The organism is Pseudomonas sp. Sample_14 (assembly GCF_004307515.1).
GTDB classification, from domain to species: domain Bacteria; phylum Pseudomonadota; class Gammaproteobacteria; order Pseudomonadales; family Pseudomonadaceae; genus Aquipseudomonas; species Aquipseudomonas atacamensis.
The window spans coordinates 1-19,860 of sequence record NZ_RCOC01000054.1; the positions used below are offsets into that span (position 1 = coordinate 1).

Here is a 19,860-nt window from a genome sequence, read left to right on the forward strand (position 1 = left end):
TGCAGAAGCTATAGACGGAACGGCCGTTCCTGGCGTGGTGGACCAGTTTGTAGTCGGCGGCGCCAAGTTTCGGGTGGCCAGCGTATTTGCCCAGGCGCGCGCGGTCGATCAGCGACTGCGGATGTTCGATGCGGAAACCCACCGAGAATGGCTTGGCTTCCATGAACACGCCACGGCTGTGGAGCATGCGGAAGGTGTCGCGGGCACTGTGGCCGAGGGCCAGAACCACATGCTTCGAATGCAGGGTTTCGCCGCTGGCCAGTTGCACGCCGACCAGTTGGCCATCTTCGATCAGCACGTCGCTGACGCGCTCCTGGAAGCGCACTTCACCGCCCAGTTCGCGGATCTGCTCGCGCATGTTTTCGACCATACCGGTCAGGCGGAACGTACCGATGTGCGGCTTGCTGACGTAGAGGATTTCTTCCGGCGCACCGGCCTTGACGAACTCGTGCAGGACTTTGCGGCCGAGGAATTTCGGGTCCTTGATCTGGCTGTACAGCTTGCCGTCGGAGAACGTGCCCGCGCCGCCTTCGCCAAACTGTACGTTGGACTCGGGATTGAGCACGCTTTTGCGCCACAGGCCCCAGGTGTCCTTGGTGCGCTGGCGGACTTCGGTGCCGCGTTCGAGAATGATCGGTTTGAAGCCCATCTGCGCCAGCAGCAGGCCGGCGAAGATGCCGCACGGGCCGAAACCGACGACGATCGGCCGCTGGCCGAGATCGCTCGGTGCCTGGCCGACGAATTTGTAGCTGACATCCGGCGCCACGTTGACGTTACGGTCGTCGGCGAACTTGCTCAACACTCTGGCCTCGTCGCGTACGTTGAGGTCGATGGTGTAGATGAAGCACAGTTCGGAGGACTTTTTGCGCGCGTCATAGCTGCGCTTGAACAAGGTGAAATCGAGCAGATCATCACTGGCGATGCCCAGGCGTTGCACGATGGCGGTGCGCAGGTCTTCTTCGGGATGGTCGATTGGCAGCTTGAGTTCAGTGATTCGTAACATGGCGGGGATCCGGATTCGCGGGGCGCACAACTGCGCCAGGGCGTTTAAAGGCGGCGATTATAAGCCGCCGCGAGCGGATCCGTGGGGGAAAAACGATCAGTCGTTACGCGCGCCGCCGAAATAGCCGCAGCCGCGCTGCACCTGACCGTCGATGCGCAACTCGGCGCTCATGTGCTGCACGCTGCCGGTGCTGCTGTCGACGCAGCGCTGTGGCGCGACCCACAATTCGATGCGCTGGTTGTTGGCTTCGCTGCTGAGATTGAAGCGGCCGTCGCCCAGTTGCTCTTCCACATACGGCACGGCCAGTGGAGCCTGGCCGTCGCGCTCGATGACCATGCCTTTGCCGCTGACCTTCACATTCCACTCCGGGCCATCGCCGGCGGCGCGCAGGATCAGCAGTTTGAAATTCGGGTCGTCGCAGGCCGTGCCCGAGCGCTCGACGCGATATAACTGGCCGAGGTCGAGACGATCGCCGGAAACCTTGCCGCGCACATCGGCAAACAGCTTGCCCTGCTCGTCAGCGAGGGTGGCGGCTTCTTGCAGGACGCTGGTGCCGCCGATGTCGTTGACCACCAGTTGCCGCTGCTCCTGGCACGGCTGGAACACCAGTTTGCCGTTGGCGGCGGTCAGTTGCCCCTGCATCCGCGTCTGCCCGGCATGGGACACAATTTCACGCTGGCCGTCGAACAACTGGCAGGCGGCAAACATCGGCAGCAGGGCAACGAGGACGAACGAACGGGCAACACGCATCTTTGGCTCTCCAGACAAGTGTCGCCACGTTACGCAGCCTGACCGTTCATCACAAGGGCCTTAACCCACGTGAAACGTCTGACCGGTTTGCAGGCCTTCGACACTTTTCGCGTAGGCCAATGCCACTTCCGCTGCAGGAACCGGCTTGAAGCCGCGAAAGTAGGGCGCGTATTTGCCCAGGGCTTCGGTCAGCACGGTCGGGCTCACCGAGTTCACCCGCAGGCCACGCGGCAGTTCGATGGCGGCGGCGCGGACGAAGCTGTCGAGGGCGCCGTTGACCAGCGCTGCCGAGGCGCCGCTGCGAATCGGGTCGTGGCTGAGCACGCCGGTGGTGAAGGTGAACGAGGCGCCGTCATTGGCGTACTCGCGGCCGATCAGCAGCAGGTTGACCTGGCCCATCAGCTTGTCTTTCAGGCCGAGGGCGAAGCTGTCCTCAGTCATCTCGTCCAGCGCTGCAAAAGTCACGTTGCCCGCCGCGCAGATCAGCGCATCGAACTTGCCGGTCTGTTCGAACAGCTTGCGGATCGAGGCGCTGTCGCTGATATCCACTTGCAAGTCACCGCTGTTGCGGCCGATACGAATGACCTCGTGGCGTTGCGACAATTCTTTGTCCACCGCTGAGCCGATGGTGCCGCCGGCGCCTATCAACAGAATTTTCATCGTGCTGTACCCCATGTGTGTGAATGAGGTTTCAGTCTAGGGTGGTTTTTTCAGCGGATAAGCGCACTAATAGGCAACCTTTGGTTTTCAATTGGAAACAATCCATGAGCGAAATGGATGATCTCGCCGCGTTCGCTGTGCTGATCGAGGCCGGCAGTTTTACCCTGGCCGCGCAGCAGTTGGGCTGCAGCAAGGGCCAACTCTCCAAGCGCATCAGCCAGCTCGAAGCGCAATTCAGTGTGGTGCTGCTGCAACGCACGACCCGACGCTTGAGCCTGACGGCGGCGGGGGCGGCGCTGCTGCCGCAGGCTCAGGCGCTGGTGGTTCAGGTCGAACGCGCACGGCAGGCGTTGGCGCGTTTGAAGGACGACATGGCCGGTCCCGTGCGCATGACGGTTCCGGTGTCGCTCGGCGAGACCTTCTTCGATGGCTTGTTGCTGGAGTTTTCCGGGCAATACCCCGAGGTGCAGATTGAGCTGGAGCTGGACAACAGCTATCGCGATCTGGCCCGCGATGGCTTTGATCTGGCGATTCGCGCCGAAGTGGCCAATGACGATCGGCTGGTGGCCAAGCCGCTGTTGGCGTGGCACGAAATGACCTGCGCCAGCCCGGCCTACCTTGAGCGCTTCGGCGAGCCGGCGACGCCGCATGCCTTGGTCGAGCATCGTTGCCTGCTCAACAGCCATTACAGCGGCCGCGAAGAATGGCTGTATCACCAGCAGCACGAGTTGTTGCGGGTGCGGGTTTCGGGTCCGTTTGCCAGCAATCACTACAGCCTGTTGAAGAAAGCAGCGCTGTCCGGCGCCGGCATCGCCCGTTTGCCGTCGTATCTGCTGCAAGCGGAACTGGCGGACGGCCGCTTGCGCTGGCTGCTGCGCGATTACCAGACCCGACGCATGCCGATGTATCTGGTGCACCCGTATCAGGGTGGATTGCCGAAACGCACGCAGGTGCTCGCGGATTATCTGATGGGCTGGTTCAAGCGCAGTGGCGAGGCGCTGGATCGACTCCAGTCCTGACATCGAACAGTTTCAGGTCAGCCTTGGAAACGGCGGGCAATCAGTTGGTCGATCGACAATTTGCCCGGCCCGGTCGCCATCAGATACAGCAACACCGCCGCCCAAGTGCCATGGGTCGGGTAGGCATCCGGGTAGACGAACAGTTGAATGGTCAGGGTCATGCCGAGCAGCGCCAGCGCCGAAAACCGTGTGGCGAAGCCGAGCAGAATCAACAGCGGAAACACATGCTCGGCAAAAGCCGCCAGATGCGCGGCAATTTCCGGCGACAGCAGCGGCAGGTTGTACTCGCTCTGAAACAACGGAATCGTCGAATCGGCCAAACGTGGCCAGCCCAGTTCAAAAGTGCCGTCAATCAAATCGACGGCCAGTCCTTCGACCTTGGTTTGCCCGGATTTCCAGAACACCGCAGCGATGGAAAAACGCCCGATGAGGGCAATCAGGCTGTGCGGGATTTTTTCCAACAGCGCGATGACGCGCAAGACCAAAGCGTTCATGGCAACTCCTTGTAATTCAGCTGGGTGATCGCGTTATGCGCAATCAGTAAGGCGAGGGTTTGGGCGAGATCGAACGGCGGGCTGTTTTCTGCCGCCGCGAGCAGTGGCGAGCCCTGGAGCAGATGACCAATGAACACGCTCGCACCCGGTTCAAGAGCGAACACCTCAACGTCGAGACCATTGCGCAGCACCAGGGCATGCTGGCCTTGATTGAGGCCAATGCCCGCCAGACTTGGCTCCTGCTGATGCGCGGCCCAGATCGCCACCACCGCGAAAGCAGAGTCGAGCAGGTGCAGCGAGGGATGCAGTTCGAAACACAGTTCACTCAGCGACTGCGGATCGGCCAGCGCGGCACTGACTTGGTCAGGCCGGATCGGCTGCGCATCGGCGGCGTGGTAGGCGACAGTACGCAAATGCTCGAGTCGCGCGACATCAGCCACATAAGGCACGCCGGCAATGGGTTCGAATTGTGCGATGAAGTCGGCGAAGTGCTCGCCATAGCGGCTCATCAACGGACTGTGTGGCGGCTGACTCTGGACGAAAATCGCTGCCATGGCGCGGAAGAACTCCTCGCCGACCAATTGCAGCACCACCGGATAGCTGTCGGCCAGGGCATTGATCAACGAGCTCTGCACGTTGTTGCGATAGACCGCAAAACGTCGCGACGGATCGGCGCCGTTGCGGCTGCACAGGCCCTTGGGATACGGCAGTTGCGCATTGAGCAGGGCGGCGGCGAAGTCCGCTTGCGTGCTCATGCCGCACACTCCGCGCGCCGCAACAGCGTCTCGGCTTGCTGCGCTTCGGCGAGCAAAACGTCGAAGGCCGGCACCTGGTTATCGCGTTCGATCAGCGTCGCCACCGGGCCGATACGTTGCAGCACTTGCCGGTACAGATCCCAGACGGCCTGATCAATAGGCGCGCCGTGATCGTCAATCAGCAAGCGGTCGCCGAGGTTGTCGCAATCTTCAGCGAAGCCGGCCAGATGAATCTCGCCGACCGCTTGCAGCGGTAACGCATCGAGGTAGGCCAGAGGATCGCGCTGATGGTTGATGCACGACACGTAGACATTATTGACGTCGAGCAACAAGCCGCAGCCGCTGCGGCGGATCACTTCGGCGATGAACTCGGCCTCGTCGATCGTCGAATGCTCAAACGCAAGATACGTCGCCGGGTTCTCCAGCAGCATCGGTCGTTTCAGCGTGTTCTGCACCTGGTCGATGTGCGCACAGACGCGGTTCAGCGTCGGCGTGTCGTAAGCCAGTGGCAGCAGGTCATTGAGGAACACCGGGCCGTGGCTCGACCACGCCAGATGTTCGGAAAAGGCTTGCGGTTGATAGCGCTCGATCAGCTCGGCGAGGCGTTTGAGGTGCTGGCCGTCCAGCGGGCCTTCGCCACCGATCGACAGGCCCACGCCGTGCAATGACAGCGGGTACTGTTGGCGAATCAGACCGAGAAAATGATGAAAAGGGCCGCCGGCCACCATGTAGTTTTCGGCGTGGACCTCGAAGAAACCGAGGTCCGGTACGGAGCCGAGCACTTCGAGGAAGTGCCCGGTCTTGAGCCCCAGCCCGGCGCGGGCAGGGAGCTCGGTGCGAGCTGCCTGAGTGCGCGGCAGGGACGGTTCGTGATGACTGAACATGGGCGTCACTCAGGCAGGCCGTGGATCAGGACTTGGCTTTGAAGGCTTCGAGCTGACCGAAGCCGGTCGGCGAGGTTTTGCTTTCGGTGGTGGCGCAGGTGCCTTTCGGAACGAGCTTCCAGGCGTTGGCCTGATAGTCCATTTTCGCCGTGCCGGCACAGGTAGTCCCGGCACCTGCGGCGCAATCGTTTTTGCCCTTCATGGCCACGCCGAAGCATTTTTCCATGTTGGCATCGGCGGCTTGGGCGGTGGAGACAGTGGCGATGCTCAGAGCGGAACCGAGGGCCAGAACCAGGGCGGTAGCGGACAGGGTACGGGTAGTCGCAGTCATGATGTTTCTCCAGTTTTTATCAGGGTTTCTGCAAGCGGTTTGCGCTTGCTTGTCCCTCTAGAGAACGGGTGGGGGGATGCGTTACAGGCGGGGCGAGAAATTTATGAAAAATTTCGGATTCAGCGGTATCCCTGTGGGAGCGAGCCTGCTCGCGAAGGCGGTGTGTCAGGCACCCATAATGTTGAATGACAGAGCGCTTTCGCGAGCAGGCTCGCTCCCACAGGGTTACCTTGGTGGTGCTCAGGAAACAAAAAACGGCCCGAAGGCCGTTTTTTTGTGCAGCGATAACACTCAACCGCCGAGGTACGCCTCGCGTACTTTCGGATCGGTCAGCAGCGCTTCACCGGTGCCTTGCATGACCACGCGGCCGTTCTCCAAAACGTAGGCGCGGTCAGCGATTTTCAGCGCCTGGTTGGCGTTCTGCTCGACCAGGAACACCGTCACACCGTCCTTGCGCAGCTGTTCGATGATGTCGAAGATCTGCTGGATGATGATCGGCGCCAGACCCAGCGATGGCTCGTCGAGCAGCAGCAGCTTGGGCTTGCTCATCAACGCGCGACCGATGGCGAGCATTTGCTGTTCGCCGCCGGACATGGTGCCGCCGCGCTGGTTGAAGCGTTCTTTCAGGCGTGGGAAAAGTCCGAGAACCTTGTCCATCTGTTCCTGATAGTCGCCCTTGTCGGTGAAAAATCCGCCCATGGACAGGTTTTCTTCCACGGTCAGACGGGCAAACACCCGACGCCCTTCCGGGACCACGGCGATGCTCTTGCGCATGATCTGCGACGAGTCCTGGCCGACCAGCTCCTCACCCATGTAGCGGATGCTGCCGCTGTGCGCCTGCGGCGAACCGCACAGCGTCATCAGCAGCGTGGATTTGCCGGCACCGTTGGCGCCGATCAGCGTCACGATTTCGCCCTGACGGACTTCGACGTTGACGCTGTGCAGGGCCTGGATCTTGCCGTAGAAGGTGGAAACGTTTTCGAACTGCAGCATTTACGCTTCCCCCAGGTAGGCTTTGATCACTTCAGGATTGTCGCGGATCTGTTCCGGCGTGCCGTCGGCCAGCGGCGTGCCCTGATTGATCACGACGATGTGGTCGGAAATGCTCATGACCAGTTTCATGTCGTGTTCGATCAGCAGCACGGTGACGTTGTGCTCTTCGCGCAACACACCGATCAGCGCCTTGAGGTCTTCGGTTTCCTTCGGGTTCAGGCCGGCGGCCGGTTCGTCGAGCATGAGGATCCGTGGGCGGGTCATCATGCAGCGGGCGATTTCCAGACGCCGTTGCTGGCCGTAGGCGAGGGTGCCGGCGGTGCGGTTGGCGAACTCTTTAAGGTTGACCTTTTCCAGCCAGTACTCGGCAAATTCCATGGCTTCGCGCTCGCTTTTGCGGAACGCCGGGGTCTTGAACAGGCCGGACAGGAAGTTGGTGTTCAAGTGACGGTGCTGGGCGATCAACAGGTTCTCGACCGCGGTCATGTCCTTGAACAAACGCACGTTCTGGAAGGTGCGCACCACGCCTTTGAGGGCGATCTTGTGGCCCGGCAGGCCCTGGATCGGCTCGCCGTCGAGCAGGATGCTGCCGCCGGTAGGCTGATAGAAGCCGGTCAGGCAGTTGAACACGGTGGTCTTGCCGGCGCCGTTCGGGCCGATCAGTGCAACCACCTGCTTTTCCTTGACGGTCAGCGCCACGCCGTTGACCGCGAGCAAGCCGCCGAAGCGCATGCTCAGATTTTCGACTTTAAGGATCTCGCGGCTCATTTGCGCAACTCCATGTGTGGGCGTTGCATCGGCAGCAGACCTTGTGGACGCCAGATCATCATCAGCACCATCAGCGCACCGAACATCAACATGCGGTACTCGCTGAACTCGCGCATCATTTCCGGCAACAGGATCATCACGATCGCCGCCAGAATCACGCCCAGTTGCGAGCCCATGCCACCCAATACGACGATGGCGAGGATGATCGCCGACTCGATGAAGGTGAACGACTCGGGCGTTACCAGCCCCTGACGTGCAGCGAAGAAGCTGCCGGCGAAACCGGCGAACGCAGCACCCAGGGTGAAGGCGGAGAGCTTGATCACGGTCGGGTTCAGGCCCAACGCGCGGCAGGCGATTTCGTCTTCACGCAGTGCTTCCCACGCACGGCCGATCGGCATACGCAGCAGACGGTTGATCACGAACAGCGCGGCCAGTGCGAGCAACAGCGCAACCAGGTAAAGGAAGATCACCTTGTTGATCGAGTTGTATTGCAGGCCGAAATACTCGTGGAACGTCTGCAGGCCTTCGGCGGCTTTGCGCTCGAAGGTCAGGCCGAAGAACGTCGGTTTTTCGATGTTGCTGATGCCGTTCGGGCCACCGGTGATGTCGGTCAGGTTACGCAGGAACAGACGGATGATTTCGCCGAAACCCAAGGTCACGATCGCCAGATAGTCGCCACGCAGACGCAACACCGGGAAGCCCAGCAGGAAGCCGAACGTCGCCGCCATCAGGCCGGCAATCGGCAGGCAGATCCAGAAGCTCAAGCCGTAGTAATGCGACAGCAGCGCGTAGCTGTAGGCGCCGACGGCGTAGAAACCGACGTAACCCAGGTCGAGCAGACCGGCCAGACCGACGACGATGTTCAGGCCCAGGCCGAGCATCACGTAGATCAGGATCAGCGTTGCGATATCCACCGCGCCACGGGAGCCGAAGAACGGCCAGACCAGGGCGATCAGAATCAGCGCAATGATGAAATAGCGCTGGGTGGTTGGCAGGGTCAGGAAGTTGCTGGCCTTGGCCGGGATCAGCGGCATGCCCGGCGAGGAGCGCCAGGCGTTGCTGATCTGCTGGTTGAACAGCACGCGCAGGAACATCAGCACCGAGCAGATCGCGATGGTCGCGAGTACCGCAGGGCTGGTGTTGTGCACTTCCAGATTGATGCCGACGATGGTCAGTTTCAGACCCAGTACCGGGTAGGCCACCGCCCACACCAGCAAGGCACTGAACAGTGCCTGTTTAAGATTCCTAGTCATACTTTCTCAACCTCCGGACGGCCCAGAATGCCGGTCGGACGGAACAACAGCACCAGAACCAGCAGGCCGAACGCAACGACGTCCTTGTACTGGTCGCCGAAGATATCGGCACCGAACGCTTCCGCTACACCGAGCACCAGGCCGCCGAGCATGGCCCCGGGGATGCTGCCGATGCCGCCCAGTACCGCAGCGGTGAAGGCCTTGAGGCCGACGAGGAAACCGGCGTTGGGGTTGATCACGCCGTATTGCATGCTCAGCAGCACTGCGGCAACGGCGGCCAGCGCAGCACCGATGACGAAGGTCAGGGCGATGATGTTGTTGGTATTGATGCCGAGCAGGTTGGCCATCTTGATGTCCTCGGCACAGGCGCGGCAGGCGCGGCCCAGACGGGAACGGGAGATGAACAGGGTCAGGCCGAGCATGGCGATCAGGGTCACCACGAACACCACGATCTGCATGTAGGAAATCAGCACTTCTTGTGCGCCACCCGGACCGAAGGCGAAGTTGCCCGGGATCAGGTTGGGGATAGCTTTGTCCTTGGAGTCTTGCGCCAGCAGAACGGTGTTCTGCAGGAAGATCGACATACCGATGGCAGAAATCAGCGGGATCAGACGGTTGCTGCCGCGCAGGGGGCGGTAGGCGATCCGTTCGATGCTGTAACCGTAGGAACTGGTGACGACGATGCTGGCGATGAACGCCGCAGTCATCAACAGCGGGACACTGTCGAGTCCCATCATGGTCAGCCCGGCGATGGCGATGAAGGCCACGTAGGAACCGATCATGTACACCTCGCCGTGGGCGAAGTTGATCATTCCAATGATGCCGTAGACCATCGTGTAGCCGATGGCGATCAGGGCATACATGCTGCCAACGTTGAGGCCGTTAACCAGCTGTTGGAAGAAGTGATAGAGGTCAGGCATTACAGCGCTCCTAAAAACCTGTACGCATTTCACTGGTGGAGTCATTTTCCCGCCCGGCCCCGTGGATCTCTATCCACTTCGAATCCGGGTTTTGCCAGCGAACCGCTGATGACGGTTTTGAGATTTTCAGGTGGGTCGACTGGCGGATCACGCCAGCGCGGCCCATACATTCGCAAAACAAAGCCCACGGCACGCCGTGGGCTTTATTGGCAGTCAGTCGGGCAAGGCCTTACTGAGGCGAAACTTCGGTTTTAGGTTTGCCGTTGTGCCACTCGTACACGACAAACTTGAAGTCCTTCAGGTCGCCCTTGTCGTCGAAGCTCAGGTCGCCGGTCGGGGTCTTGAACGAACCGGCGTGGATGGCTTCAGCCACTTTGGTAGCGTCTTCGGACTTGGCCGCCTTGATGCCTTCGGCAATCACGGTCACTGCCGAGTAGGACGGGAACACGAACGGACCGCTCGGATCTTCCTTCTTGGCTTTGAACGCGTCAGCCAGGGCAACGTTGGCCGGATCCTGGTCGAACGATTTCGGCAGGGTCACCAGCAGGCCTTCGGACGCATCCTTGGCGATCTGGGTGATCGAGTCGTTACCCACGCCTTCCGGACCCATGAAGCGGGCTTTCAGGCCTTTTTCCTGAGCCTGACGCAGAATCAGACCCAGCTCCGGGTGGTAGCCGCCGTAGTAGACGAAGTCGACGCCGGCTTGCTTGAGCTTGGCGATGATGGCGGAGAAGTCTTTATCGCCGGCGTTGACGCCTTCGAAGACGGCAACCTTGGTGCCTTTCTTCTCGAGGGTCGATTTCACGGCGGTAGCGATGCCTTCACCGTACTGCTGTTTGTCGTGCAGCACGCCAACCACTTTCGGTTTCACGTGATCGGCGATGTAGTTGCCGGCGGCAGGGCCTTGGGCGCTGTCGAGACCGATGGTGCGGAAGATCATTTTGTAGCCACGGGCGGTGATGTCCGGGCTGGTGGCAGCCGGGGTGATCATGATCACGCCTTCGTCTTCGTAGATGTCCGAAGCCGGTTGAGTGGAGCTGGAGCACAGGTGACCGACCACGAACTTGACGCCGTCGTTGACGACCTTGTTCGCTACCGCTACCGCTTGTTTTGGATCGCAGGCATCGTCGTATTCAACGGCTTCGAGTTTCTTGCCGTCGACGCCGCCCTTGGCGTTGATCTGCTCGATGGCCATTTTCGCGCCACTGAACTGCATGTCGCCGTACTGGGCTACTGGACCGGTTTTAGGACCGGCGATACCGATTTTGATGGTGTCAGCTGCGAACGAATGGCTGGCAACCCCGGCCAGAACCATAGCGGCAAACAGTTTGGAAATCTGCTTAGTAGCCTTAGTCATAGTGCTCCACTCTTACTGTTGTATTTTTTAGAGTTCTGGCGCCGTAGCAGCAGAACCGGGTCAGATATCTTTGCGATACCCTCCGGAAAATGCCCCGGCAACTGTACCGGTACAGTGTAGAGCGCCGCTTGATCAACTGGGAAGCGGGCGCCACGGGGCAAAACTTGGGGGTGTCGCATTTTTGAATGAAAGAGACAGAATTGCGGCGGGGCAATCGGGGGCATATATCCCAAAAGGCAGCATTCCCTGGCGTTCCTGCTCTTTTCGTTCGGTGCAGCGATTTGCAACCGGGTTTTTCTGCCGGACCACCGACGTTATCATTCGCGTCGATTTCTTTTCCGGACAGCTCCCATGAATCAAGAACCTAGCACCCTCTATGCCAAGCTGCTTGGTGAAACGGCATCTATTACCTGGAAAGAGCTGGAGCCGTTCTTCGCCAAGGGTGCCCTATTGTGGGTCGACCCTGACCTGGATTTGATCGCCGCCGCCGAGGCCGTGGCCTCGGATGAAGGCGAGAAAGTCGCGGCCTGGCTGGCCGACGACAAGGTCGCCAAGCTGTCTGAAACGCGGGCACTGGATATTTTCGAACGTGATCCGCAGCTGTGGGCCGTGGTGGTTTCGCCGTGGATTCTGATCCAGGAAAGGGCGGCCGTGTAATTGCCCGCACTCTTTTGGTGCCTCGATTGCCGCACCGCAAGTGTGTAGCGGAGTAGCGTGATGGCACCTTGCCGTGGAGAAATGCCACGCCTCACGGTGACGTAAACGTAACGGGAACAGTTTATGGAGCGGCCTGAGGGTCGCTTAATTGTTTCTGGATGTTGGGAGGCCTGAGATTTTCGGCGAATTAGCCGGCCCCTTCGCGAGCAAGCTCGCTCCCACAGGGCAATGTATTCCAAATGTGGGAGCGAGCTTGCTCGCGAAGGGGGCTACTCGGTGCTGGATCAGACCGAGAACGTCTTCCCGGTATGGTTATTCAGCGAAATCACCTTGGTCTTGCCAATCCGGTGGCGGTAGATCTCGCGCAGGTACTTGATCGACTTCTTCACGCAATCACGCGACAGGCGAATGTCATTGATCGAGACGAACTTGTCCTTGTCGTTGATCAACTCACGGTATTTCTTTTCGTACATCGGTTTGATCGCGTACCAGTTGGTATCGAGAATCTTCGCCGGGTTTTCGAACTCATTGAGCAGGTCGTCGATCCGCTCTTCGTCGAAGTCTTCCTGAATGATGAAGTCGAGAATCGAGTTATCCAGCGTCTCGTCGAAACGGTACGGATTCTTCGCGAAGCAGCGCTTGATGAACGCCACGATCAGCGTGAGGAAGTCGTCCGACAGGCACGGGCTCTTGGCTATCAGGGTGGTCAGCGACAGGTTGGCCGAAGCGCCGATAACCAGCGCGTAGCGCTTGAGCGTGGTGTTGGGGAACAGGCTGTTGAGGTGGGTCTTCAACCGGTTCAGGTCCATGTACGACAGTTTGTAGTCTTTCGGCAGCGAGACGATCGAGACCACCGACGAGCAATTCTTGAAGAAGTGCAGGTCGTGCAGCGCGGCGGCGTCGTAGCCGGAATTCTTGTACTGCTCCAGCGAAGCGCGATAACGCTTGGATTCGATCGGCAGCAGGCTGATGCCTTCGATGGCCTGAGTGACCTTGTTGAAGTGCGGCAGGTCGATCGAACGGAAGAACAGGTCGTCGATGTTCAGGCGCTGCGGCTCTTTGTCGAAGACCTTGAACTTGTCGCTGCTCGGCGGCGGGGTTTCCGGGACTACCGATTCGGCGTAGGCAATCGCCACCGGCCCGGCCAGACTCATGAACAGGTCGTTGGCGTCCAGGCGGATGGTTTCGCCGATGTCGATGCCGGCACGGCGGAAGTAGTTCTGGTCGTAGTCGGTGGTGACTGCCTGCGCCGTCAGAATATTGAAGATCTGCTGCGAGATGTACTGGTTGGCGTGCTTCTCCATGGCATTGACATCAATGTTCTGGATATTGCCGTCATCGCTTTCTTCGGCGTAACGCATGATGTCGTTGGAGATCAGCATCATCGCGTTCCACGGGCGGATACGCCCCATCACGCTGGCTTCGCTGCTGTCTTCATTGGCGAAGTTGTAGGAGAAATCCCATTCCTCCGACAGGTATTTGCACAGCAGGCGCCCGGCGTTGATGTGCAGCGCTTCGGACATTTCGCTGCGGTGGTCGGAAATGTTCGGCAGCACGCAGATGCCGCTGGTAAAGATCGGCTCGAACACGAACGAATGACCGCTCTTGCCGTCATGCTCGTCCATCGGCTTGGTGTCGAAGGTCTTGTTCATGTACGAGTGCTGCTGGGCCAGACCGAACTCCGAGGCCATGCCCGAACCGGTACCGCCGCCGGCACTGAAGATCGAGAAATACAGGCGCGACTGGTTGGCCTTGATCCCGCAGCTGTCAATCAGGTACGAGTGGATCATTTTCCAGTCGGGGCTGGAGAAGCGCTGGGTGTCCTTGTTGAGGATGATCTTCGCCAGGTACTGGCCGAGGATCGGCGCGTTACCGGCGCCACCGGCGTGGACTTCGGACAAGTCCATGATCTTCATTTTGCTGTAGTCGCGCAGGAAGCCGCTTTTCTCGCCCTTGCGCGAGAAACGGATGCGCCCGGCGATGTCCTTGTCGAGGTCGCCCAGCATCACCAGCGGTTCGACCAGAAACACCGGTTTGGTCGATTTGCTGGTGCCGATGCGCAGATTGTTCTTGATCCACTGCGCCGGGCTGTAGCCCTTGTCGGCCAGACGCCGGTCGGTCGGGCGGTCTTCGTTGTTGAATTCGTTGAGGTAGAACTTGCGCGCGTTGTACACCAGCTCCGCCACGTCGAGGGCGATGTTGGAGCCGCAGCGACCGAGGCCGATCAGGCACACCGAGGGGAATTCCTGGTCGTTGTGCTGCTCGTTGTCGCCTTCCTGATGCGCCGGGCGCGGGAACACCGAATCGCGCAGGCCGTCGAGGTTATCGAGGATGCGGTCAGTGTTGGTTTCGGTGAAGTACATGTATTGCTGGGTCGACAGCGGACGCGAAGGCGGCGTCGGTCTGGATAATGACGCGCTGTTCGCGGCGGGGCTCAGGGTCAGATCGGCTGTTGCACTGGCGGGGTTGTTTTTAGAGGTCATGGTGCGCCATTTACCTGGACTGGGTTGGCCCGCCGGACGGTGCCGGCGAACCTCACGGAATAAGATCTCGCGTCTTGTGTGCGCGAATACGGCCCGGGCGTCGTAGTGCTGGCTGGTCTGATCGCCGGGCGGAATCCTTTCCTGATCGTTGATGAATCGGCCATGATTCGGTGATCTTTAATCGAAAAGAGGCGAAATGATGTCAACGCTACCTTCGTTGGGGTTTGCCGGAATCGGCCTGATGGGCCTGCCGATGTGCCGGCGTCTGCTGGCGGCGGGTTACCCGCTGACAGTGTGGAACCGCAACCCGGACAAGTGTGCACCGCTGGTTGCGGCCGGCGCCCGCCAGGTATCGAGCCCGGCTGACCTGTGCATACACGCCGACGTGGTGATGCTGTGTCTGGCAGACACGGCGGTGGTCCGAGAGGTGGTGTTTGGCGCTGGCGGCATTGCCGAAGGTGCGAAAAACGGTCAGCTATTGGTGGATTTCTCAAGTCTTGAACCGACCGCCACTCGCGAAATGGCCGCAGCGCTGGCCGAGAAAAGCGGCATGGGCTGGCTTGACTCCCCGGTGTCCGGCGGTGTGGCCGGCGCCGAGGCTGGCAGTCTGGCGATCATGGTCGGTGGTGCAGCGGCAGATCTTGAGCGCGTGCGCCCGGTGCTGCTCAGCCTCGGTCAGCGCGTCACGCATATGGGCGGCGTCGGTGCCGGCCAGGTGACCAAGGCCTGTAACCAGATGATCGTCGCGTGCAATGCACTGGTGATTGCCGAAGTGGTGGCGCTGGCCGAGCAGGCGGGGGTCGATGCCAGTCTGATCGCCGAGGCGCTGGCCGGTGGCTTTGCCGATTCCAAGCCCTTGCAAATCCTTGCCCCGCAAATGGCCGAGAGCCGTTTCGAACCGATCAAGTGGCACGTGCGCACGCTGCTCAAGGATCTCGACACGGCGGTGAAATTTTCCCGCGAGCAGGGCTCGGCGACGCCAATCAGCGGATTGGCCGCACAATTGATGCGCCTGCATGGGGCGCAAGGCTTTTTAGCGAAGGATCCAGCGACTCTGGTGCAAATGTATCGCGCGCCAGACTCAACGGATTGACCCCCAGGACGGGTTTGCGCTGGTTGATTTCATCGAGCACCGCGCGCAATTCGTCCAGCGGCACCGGGCGGCTGAGCAGATAACCCTGAATGAAGTCGCAGCCCGAACGCTCGAGAAACTCGTATTGCTCCAGGCTCTCGACGCCCTCGGTGACCACCTGCAGATGCAGGGTGTGAGCCATGACGATGATCGCCTGGACGATCTCCATGTCCGCCGTGGCGGTGGGGATGTCGAGGATGAACGAGCGGTCGATTTTCAGGGTGTTCAGCGGCAGACGCTTGAGGTAGGCCAGCGACGAATAGCCGGTGCCGAAATCATCGATCGACAGCGACACACCGAGGGCGCGGATCTGCCGCAGCAGCACCAAAGTGTCGGCGATATTGCCCATCAAGGCGTTTTCGGTGACCTCCAGTTCCAGGCGTTCCGGGGCAACGCCCGCCGTGTGCAAGGCGTGCTCAATCTCCTCGGCCAGCTCTTCGCGCGCCAGATTCAGCGGCGAGCAGTTCCAGGCGATTTTCAATTCGGCACAACCATGCCGCGACAGCTCGCCAAGATCCTTGCAGGCGCGGCGCAGCACCCAGTTGTCCAGTTCGGCGATCAGACCGTTGTTCTCGGCGATACCGATGAAGCGATCCGGTGTGAGCAAACCGTGAACCGGATGCTGCCAGCGAATCAGCGCCTCGAGCTTGGTCACGCGTCCGGTTTTCACTTCGAAGATCGGCTGGTAGTAGAGCATCAGCGCGTTGTCTTGCCGTAGCGCACTGCGCAGTTCTTCTTCCAGTTGCAGCTCGAAACTGGCGCGGGTCTTCAGGCTGGAATTGAAGAAGTGCAGACCGTTGCGCCCGGCGCCTTTGGATTGGTACAAGGCCAGGTCGGCGTGCTTGAGCAGCTCTTCGCAAGTGGTGCCGTCTTCGGGAAACAGGCTGATGCCGATGCTGGTGGTCATCACCATGCGCCGGCCGGCCAGTTCGATCGGCTCTTTCATCTTGTGCATGATGCGCTGCGCCATGCCGCGCGCCTCTTCGCGGTCACGCAGGCTGATGAGGATGCAGAACTCGTCGCCGCCGAACCGCGCGACCACGTCTTCATGGCTGCGTACCGAGCTCTTGATGTGCTGGGCGATGACTTTGAGCAGCGCGTCACCGGCGTCATGGCCGAGGCTGTCGTTGATGCGCTTGAAGTGGTCGATGTCGAGAAACATCACCGCGAGCATGCCGCCCTCGCTGGTTTTCTGGCTGAGTTTCTCGGCGAACATCTGGTTGAAACCACGGCGGTTGATCAGGTTGGTCAGCGCGTCGTAATTGGCCGCTTGCTGCAAAGACATGCGCGCCTGATCGAGTTGGCTGAGCAGGGCGTTGACCCGGCGCAGGTCGTTTTTCCTTGTTCTGCAGCTTTTTGTCGGCGAGGGCGGCGCTGATCGCACTGCCGAGGATCAACAGGATGATCAGCGCCACGGTCAGGCCCAGTTGCAAATGCCCGGTTTCACTGCCGCTCGCTGCCAGGGCACCTTCGGGAAGCACCAGATCCAGCGCAGCCATGCCGGTGAAGTGCATGCTGATGATGCCAGCGCCGAGAATCAGCGCCGCGCTGTACTTGAGCAATTGATGCGCGACGCCGCTGCCTTCGCTGAGATAGCGCGCCACCCACAGCGCGGCGAAACTGGCGCCGATGGCAATCAGCACCGACAGCGCGAACAGCCCCGGCTGGTAGTAGGCGGTGGCGCTCGACCTCATCGCGGCCATGCCGACGTAATGCATGCCAGCGATGCCCAAACCGATGACACATGCGGTCTTGAGGCAATGCAACGCGCTCGGCTGCACCTCACTGAGAGTGTGCATGGCCAGCCAAGAGGCGAGCAGGGCGATCAGCAACGACAAGAGGGTAATGCCGAGGTCGTACTGAATATCGATGGGGGTCTGGAAGGCCAGCATGCCGATGAAGTGCATGGCCCAGATGCCGCCGGCCAGGCAGGTCGCGCCGATCCAGCGCCAGATTCGCCGCGACCCCGGATCTTCGGCATGCACCAGGCGCTCTGCCATGTCCAGGGTGGCGAAGCTCGCCGCGCAGGCGACCAGATAGGCCACCATCACCAACAAAGGGTTGTGGCTGCAATCGAGGAGAATCTGCCCGCTCGCCGGCAGCTCGGCAACAAACTGCAAACCAAGCCACTCCATAGCATGCCCCGTCTCGGATTCATCTGGCCCGTGCGTCAATCAACGCAGGCGAATGAAAGCAGTATAGAGGCGGTTTTCCGGCTGCAAGCCGTAGTGGCATATTGGTGGTAATGATTTTGCCATTAGCCTCATAGCGATTCGCGCTAAGGCTCAGGCAATGCGCTCCAGCGGCAGATCGTTCCAGTGTGGCGACAACGGTGGCAGGCCGTGGGCGGCGCGGGCCTTGTCGCAGTCCGGGTTGTGCTCGCCGTTCTCCCACGACGCCTCGAACTCGCGGCAGGTGCTCGAGCGCTTGTCATAGATCGTGCAGGCCACAGCGCTGCCGACCTCACCCGCCAGCGACATGCAACGCGCCGGTTTGCGATCGGTGCCGATCATTGCCACCCGGCTCGGAGTGATCTGCGCGACCAGTTCATCGGGCACCGTCCCGCCAGCGGATGAGCACTCACCCCAGAAAAAAGACACGCGAAAGTGGGAACAGCAGGCACCGCAATTCAGACACGGACTGGCTTCGGACATGGGCGGGGGTATCAAAGGGGTTGATCGGAAGATCCGGACGGATCCGGCGGCCATTCTAGGCTTTGCCATGGCGTTGGGAAGGGGGGCGCGAAACTATTTTTTTGTCGCTGGATTTTGCCACGAAAGCCCCGTATGGCGGGGGATTCCAGACTTATCAAGCGCTTACGTTTCGTTACAGTGCGATGGGTCGATATCAGGCTGACGAATGATGACAGACAGTCCCCGCGCGGCTGACTAGATTGCAGGTTCCGGGCTCGACGCGCTGGCAGTGAAGCCCTCATAACAATAAAGAGACGGACCCATGCAGAACTCGACCCAAGCGGCGAATGCCTGGCGCATTCTGTTCCTGCTGTTCCTCGCCAACCTGTTCAATTTCTTCGACCGCACCATCCCGGCGATCATCATCGAACCGATCCGCATGGAATGGCACCTCAGCGACTTCCAGCTGGGCATCATCGGCACCGCGTTCACCATCGTTTACGCGATTGCCGGCCTGCCACTGGGGCGCATGGCCGACACCGGTTCACGCAGCAAACTGATGGGCTGGGGCCTGGCGACCTGGAGTGCGCTGACTGCGGTCAACGGCATGGTCGGCAGTTTCTGGAGTTTCCTCATCGTGCGCATGGGCATCGGCATCGGCGAAGCCAGTTACGCACCAGCGGCCAACTCGCTGATCGGCGATCTGTTTCCGGCGCACCGTCGGGCGCGGGCGATGGGTATTTTCATGCTTGGCCTGCCGCTGGGGCTGCTGCTGGCGTTCTTCACCATCGGCGCGATGGTCAAGGCGTTCGACAGCTGGCGTGCGCCGTTCTTCATCGCCGCCGTGCCGGGGCTGATCCTCGCGGTGTTCATGTTCTTCATCAAAGAGCCGAAACGCGGCGCAGCGGAAACCGTGCAGGTCTCCCAAGAGAAAGTCGACAAACCGATCCGCCGCGTCCTCGCCGTGCCGACCTTCCTGTGGCTGGTCATGGCCGGACTGTGCTTCAACTTCGCGACCTATGCCTGTAACTCGTTTCTGGTGCCGATGCTGCAACGCTATTTCCTCATGCCGTTGCAGGAGGCGGCGGTGGCCACCGGTGTCATCGTTGGCGTGACGGGATTGGTCGGGCTGACCCTCGGCGGCTGGATTGCCGACAAGATTCATCAGCGTTTCGCCAGTGGGCGGCTGCTGTTTGCCGCGTTCAGTCTGATCATTTCGACGTTGTGCACAGCCTGGGCGCTGCATGCCGGGCGCATCGAGATCGGTGTGTTCGTCGCGGTGTTCAGCGTCGGCTGGCTATTCGCCTACAACTTCTATACCTGCGTGTACACGGCGATTCAGGATGTCGTCGAACCACGCCTGCGGGCCACGGCGATGGCGTTGTTTTTCGCCGGTCTGTATCTGCTCGGCGGCGGGTTGGGGCCAGTGGTCGTGGGTGGTCTGTCGGATCATTTCGCGCATACGGCGATGCTGGCGGCGGGGGCTGAGCAGATGACCGAAGCGTTCAAGGCTGTCGGCCTGCATGACGCGATGTACCTGATCCCGGTGGCGCTGTTCCTGACGATGGTCTTTCTGTTTCTGGCATCGCGGTGTTTTGTTCGCGATGCGCAGCGGATGAAGGAGGGATTGGTGGCGGTGGTTGAGCCAGAAATTTCTGCGGCGACTGCCTGACCGTTTTCGCGAGCAGGCTCGCTCCCACATGATCGTTCCCACGCAGAGCGTGGGAACGATCGGCCCGCATCACTGCGGGCCTCTTGGTTTTCAGCG

General features: G+C 60.5%; 18 protein-coding genes and 1 pseudogene. 4 read left to right on the forward strand and 15 right to left on the reverse strand.

The genetic code is table 11. The annotated features are described in order from the left end of the window. The 3 genes from D8U61_RS11945 to D8U61_RS11955 all read right to left on the reverse strand — a co-directional run. The coding region (locus D8U61_RS11945) for an FAD-dependent protein (RefSeq protein WP_347237679.1) at positions 1-1,003 on the reverse strand (1,003 nt) is incomplete at its 3' end. Positions 1,004-1,099: 96 nt separating this feature from the next. Next, positions 1,100-1,753, reverse strand: a complete 654-nt coding sequence (locus tag D8U61_RS11950; protein WP_130926990.1) for a hypothetical protein — start codon at positions 1,751-1,753, stop codon at positions 1,100-1,102. A gap of 60 nt (positions 1,754-1,813) precedes the next feature. Further along, positions 1,814-2,413 carry a short chain dehydrogenase gene (locus D8U61_RS11955; protein WP_130902003.1) on the reverse strand — a complete coding sequence of 200 codons (600 nt, stop codon included), beginning with the start codon at positions 2,411-2,413 and terminating at the stop codon, positions 1,814-1,816. A 104-nt stretch (positions 2,414-2,517) separates the two neighbouring features. On the opposite strand from D8U61_RS11955, the gene D8U61_RS11960 reads away from it, so the two are divergent. Next, positions 2,518-3,432, forward strand: a complete 915-nt coding sequence (locus tag D8U61_RS11960; RefSeq protein WP_130902002.1) for a LysR family transcriptional regulator — start codon at positions 2,518-2,520, stop codon at positions 3,430-3,432. A 17-nt stretch (positions 3,433-3,449) separates the two neighbouring features. Here D8U61_RS11960 and D8U61_RS11965 read toward each other — a convergent pair whose 3' ends face one another. The 9 genes from D8U61_RS11965 to D8U61_RS12010 form a co-directional block, all read right to left on the reverse strand. Further along, complete coding sequence (locus tag D8U61_RS11965) at positions 3,450-3,926, reverse strand: DoxX family protein (protein ID WP_130902001.1); 477 nt, start codon at positions 3,924-3,926, stop codon at positions 3,450-3,452. Beyond that, positions 3,923-4,681: a DNA-binding domain-containing protein gene (locus D8U61_RS11970; RefSeq protein ID WP_130926991.1), complete on the reverse strand. Its 759-nt coding sequence runs from the start codon at positions 4,679-4,681 to the stop codon at positions 3,923-3,925. Before D8U61_RS11970 ends, D8U61_RS11965 begins: the two co-directional genes overlap by 4 nt. After that, complete coding sequence (locus D8U61_RS11975) at positions 4,678-5,565, reverse strand: DUF692 domain-containing protein (protein WP_130926992.1); 888 nt, start codon at positions 5,563-5,565, stop codon at positions 4,678-4,680. The genes D8U61_RS11970 and D8U61_RS11975 overlap by 4 nt, the downstream gene beginning before the upstream one ends. Positions 5,566-5,590: 25 nt before the next feature. Further along, complete coding sequence (locus D8U61_RS11980) at positions 5,591-5,896, reverse strand: DUF2282 domain-containing protein (RefSeq protein WP_016771358.1); 306 nt, start codon at positions 5,894-5,896, stop codon at positions 5,591-5,593. 291 nt (positions 5,897-6,187) lie between these two features. After that, on the reverse strand, positions 6,188-6,889 hold the full coding sequence (locus D8U61_RS11990) for an ABC transporter ATP-binding protein (protein ID WP_003222380.1): 702 nt from the start codon (positions 6,887-6,889) through the stop codon (positions 6,188-6,190). Then, complete coding sequence (livG, locus tag D8U61_RS11995) at positions 6,890-7,657, reverse strand: high-affinity branched-chain amino acid ABC transporter ATP-binding protein LivG (RefSeq protein WP_016771357.1); 768 nt, start codon at positions 7,655-7,657, stop codon at positions 6,890-6,892. It lies immediately after the preceding gene. Then, positions 7,654-8,910, reverse strand: coding sequence for a high-affinity branched-chain amino acid ABC transporter permease LivM (locus tag D8U61_RS12000; RefSeq protein ID WP_130926993.1), 1,257 nt, complete (start codon positions 8,908-8,910; stop codon positions 7,654-7,656). The genes livG and D8U61_RS12000 overlap by 4 nt, the downstream gene beginning before the upstream one ends. Next, the gene (gene livH / locus D8U61_RS12005; RefSeq protein WP_016771355.1) at positions 8,907-9,830 is read right to left on the reverse strand and encodes a high-affinity branched-chain amino acid ABC transporter permease LivH; all 924 of its coding nucleotides are present in this window, start codon (positions 9,828-9,830) and stop codon (positions 8,907-8,909) included. Before livH ends, D8U61_RS12000 begins: the two co-directional genes overlap by 4 nt. A gap of 229 nt (positions 9,831-10,059) precedes the next feature. Then, a complete protein-coding gene (locus tag D8U61_RS12010; protein ID WP_016771354.1) occupies positions 10,060-11,187 on the reverse strand; it encodes a branched-chain amino acid ABC transporter substrate-binding protein in 1,128 nt (375 codons plus the stop codon). Positions 11,188-11,538: 351 nt separating this feature from the next. On the opposite strand from D8U61_RS12010, the gene D8U61_RS12015 reads away from it, so the two are divergent. Continuing rightward, positions 11,539-11,844, forward strand: a complete 306-nt coding sequence (locus D8U61_RS12015; protein WP_016771353.1) for a DUF2288 domain-containing protein — start codon at positions 11,539-11,541, stop codon at positions 11,842-11,844. Positions 11,845-12,128: 284 nt separating this feature from the next. On the opposite strand, the gene D8U61_RS12025 is transcribed toward D8U61_RS12015, so the two are convergent. Continuing rightward, positions 12,129-14,327, reverse strand: coding sequence for a hypothetical protein (locus D8U61_RS12025; RefSeq protein WP_130926995.1), 2,199 nt, complete (start codon positions 14,325-14,327; stop codon positions 12,129-12,131). A 196-nt stretch (positions 14,328-14,523) separates the two neighbouring features. On the opposite strand from D8U61_RS12025, the gene D8U61_RS12030 reads away from it, so the two are divergent. After that, entirely contained in the window at positions 14,524-15,420 is an 897-nt protein-coding gene (locus D8U61_RS12030) for an NAD(P)-dependent oxidoreductase (RefSeq protein WP_177433328.1), read from the forward strand. On the opposite strand, the pseudogene D8U61_RS12035 reads toward D8U61_RS12030, so the two are convergent. Continuing rightward, a pseudogene (locus D8U61_RS12035) lies at positions 15,311-17,594 on the reverse strand (EAL domain-containing protein). The gene D8U61_RS12030 and the pseudogene D8U61_RS12035 overlap by 110 nt on opposite strands. A gap of 150 nt (positions 17,595-17,744) precedes the next feature. Beyond that, positions 17,745-18,113 carry a YkgJ family cysteine cluster protein gene (locus D8U61_RS12040; protein ID WP_130926997.1) on the reverse strand — a complete coding sequence of 123 codons (369 nt, stop codon included), beginning with the start codon at positions 18,111-18,113 and terminating at the stop codon, positions 17,745-17,747. A 301-nt stretch (positions 18,114-18,414) separates the two neighbouring features. On the opposite strand from D8U61_RS12040, the gene D8U61_RS12045 reads away from it, so the two are divergent. Beyond that, on the forward strand, positions 18,415-19,764 hold the full coding sequence (locus D8U61_RS12045) for an MFS transporter (RefSeq protein WP_073475856.1): 1,350 nt from the start codon (positions 18,415-18,417) through the stop codon (positions 19,762-19,764). Positions 19,765-19,860 lie beyond the last annotated feature (96 nt).

Excerpts from the sequence above, each read along its gene's own strand:
- D8U61_RS12045 (WP_073475856.1), top strand. The coding sequence starts at position 18,415 with ATGCAGAACTCGACCCAAGCGGCGAATGCCTGGCGCATTCTGTTCCTG.
- D8U61_RS11960 (WP_130902002.1), top strand. The coding sequence starts at position 2,518 with ATGAGCGAAATGGATGATCTCGCCGCGTTCGCTGTGCTGATCGAGGCC.
- D8U61_RS12015 (WP_016771353.1), top strand. The coding sequence starts at position 11,539 with ATGAATCAAGAACCTAGCACCCTCTATGCCAAGCTGCTTGGTGAAACG.
- D8U61_RS12000 (WP_130926993.1), bottom strand. The coding sequence starts at position 8,910 with ATGACTAGGAATCTTAAACAGGCACTGTTCAGTGCCTTGCTGGTGTGG.
- livG (WP_016771357.1), bottom strand. The coding sequence starts at position 7,657 with ATGAGCCGCGAGATCCTTAAAGTCGAAAATCTGAGCATGCGCTTCGGC.
- D8U61_RS11965 (WP_130902001.1), bottom strand. The coding sequence starts at position 3,926 with ATGAACGCTTTGGTCTTGCGCGTCATCGCGCTGTTGGAAAAAATCCCG.
- D8U61_RS11975 (WP_130926992.1), bottom strand. The coding sequence starts at position 5,565 with ATGTTCAGTCATCACGAACCGTCCCTGCCGCGCACTCAGGCAGCTCGC.
- D8U61_RS11950 (WP_130926990.1), bottom strand. The coding sequence starts at position 1,753 with ATGCGTGTTGCCCGTTCGTTCGTCCTCGTTGCCCTGCTGCCGATGTTT.
- D8U61_RS11990 (WP_003222380.1), bottom strand. The coding sequence starts at position 6,889 with ATGCTGCAGTTCGAAAACGTTTCCACCTTCTACGGCAAGATCCAGGCC.
- D8U61_RS12030 (WP_177433328.1), top strand. The coding sequence starts at position 14,524 with ATGATGTCAACGCTACCTTCGTTGGGGTTTGCCGGAATCGGCCTGATG.
- D8U61_RS12040 (WP_130926997.1), bottom strand. The coding sequence starts at position 18,113 with ATGTCCGAAGCCAGTCCGTGTCTGAATTGCGGTGCCTGCTGTTCCCAC.
- D8U61_RS11970 (WP_130926991.1), bottom strand. The coding sequence starts at position 4,681 with ATGAGCACGCAAGCGGACTTCGCCGCCGCCCTGCTCAATGCGCAACTG.
- D8U61_RS11980 (WP_016771358.1), bottom strand. The coding sequence starts at position 5,896 with ATGACTGCGACTACCCGTACCCTGTCCGCTACCGCCCTGGTTCTGGCC.
- D8U61_RS11955 (WP_130902003.1), bottom strand. The coding sequence starts at position 2,413 with ATGAAAATTCTGTTGATAGGCGCCGGCGGCACCATCGGCTCAGCGGTG.
- livH (WP_016771355.1), bottom strand. The coding sequence starts at position 9,830 with ATGCCTGACCTCTATCACTTCTTCCAACAGCTGGTTAACGGCCTCAAC.
- D8U61_RS12025 (WP_130926995.1), bottom strand. The coding sequence starts at position 14,327 with ATGACCTCTAAAAACAACCCCGCCAGTGCAACAGCCGATCTGACCCTG.
- D8U61_RS12010 (WP_016771354.1), bottom strand. The coding sequence starts at position 11,187 with ATGACTAAGGCTACTAAGCAGATTTCCAAACTGTTTGCCGCTATGGTT.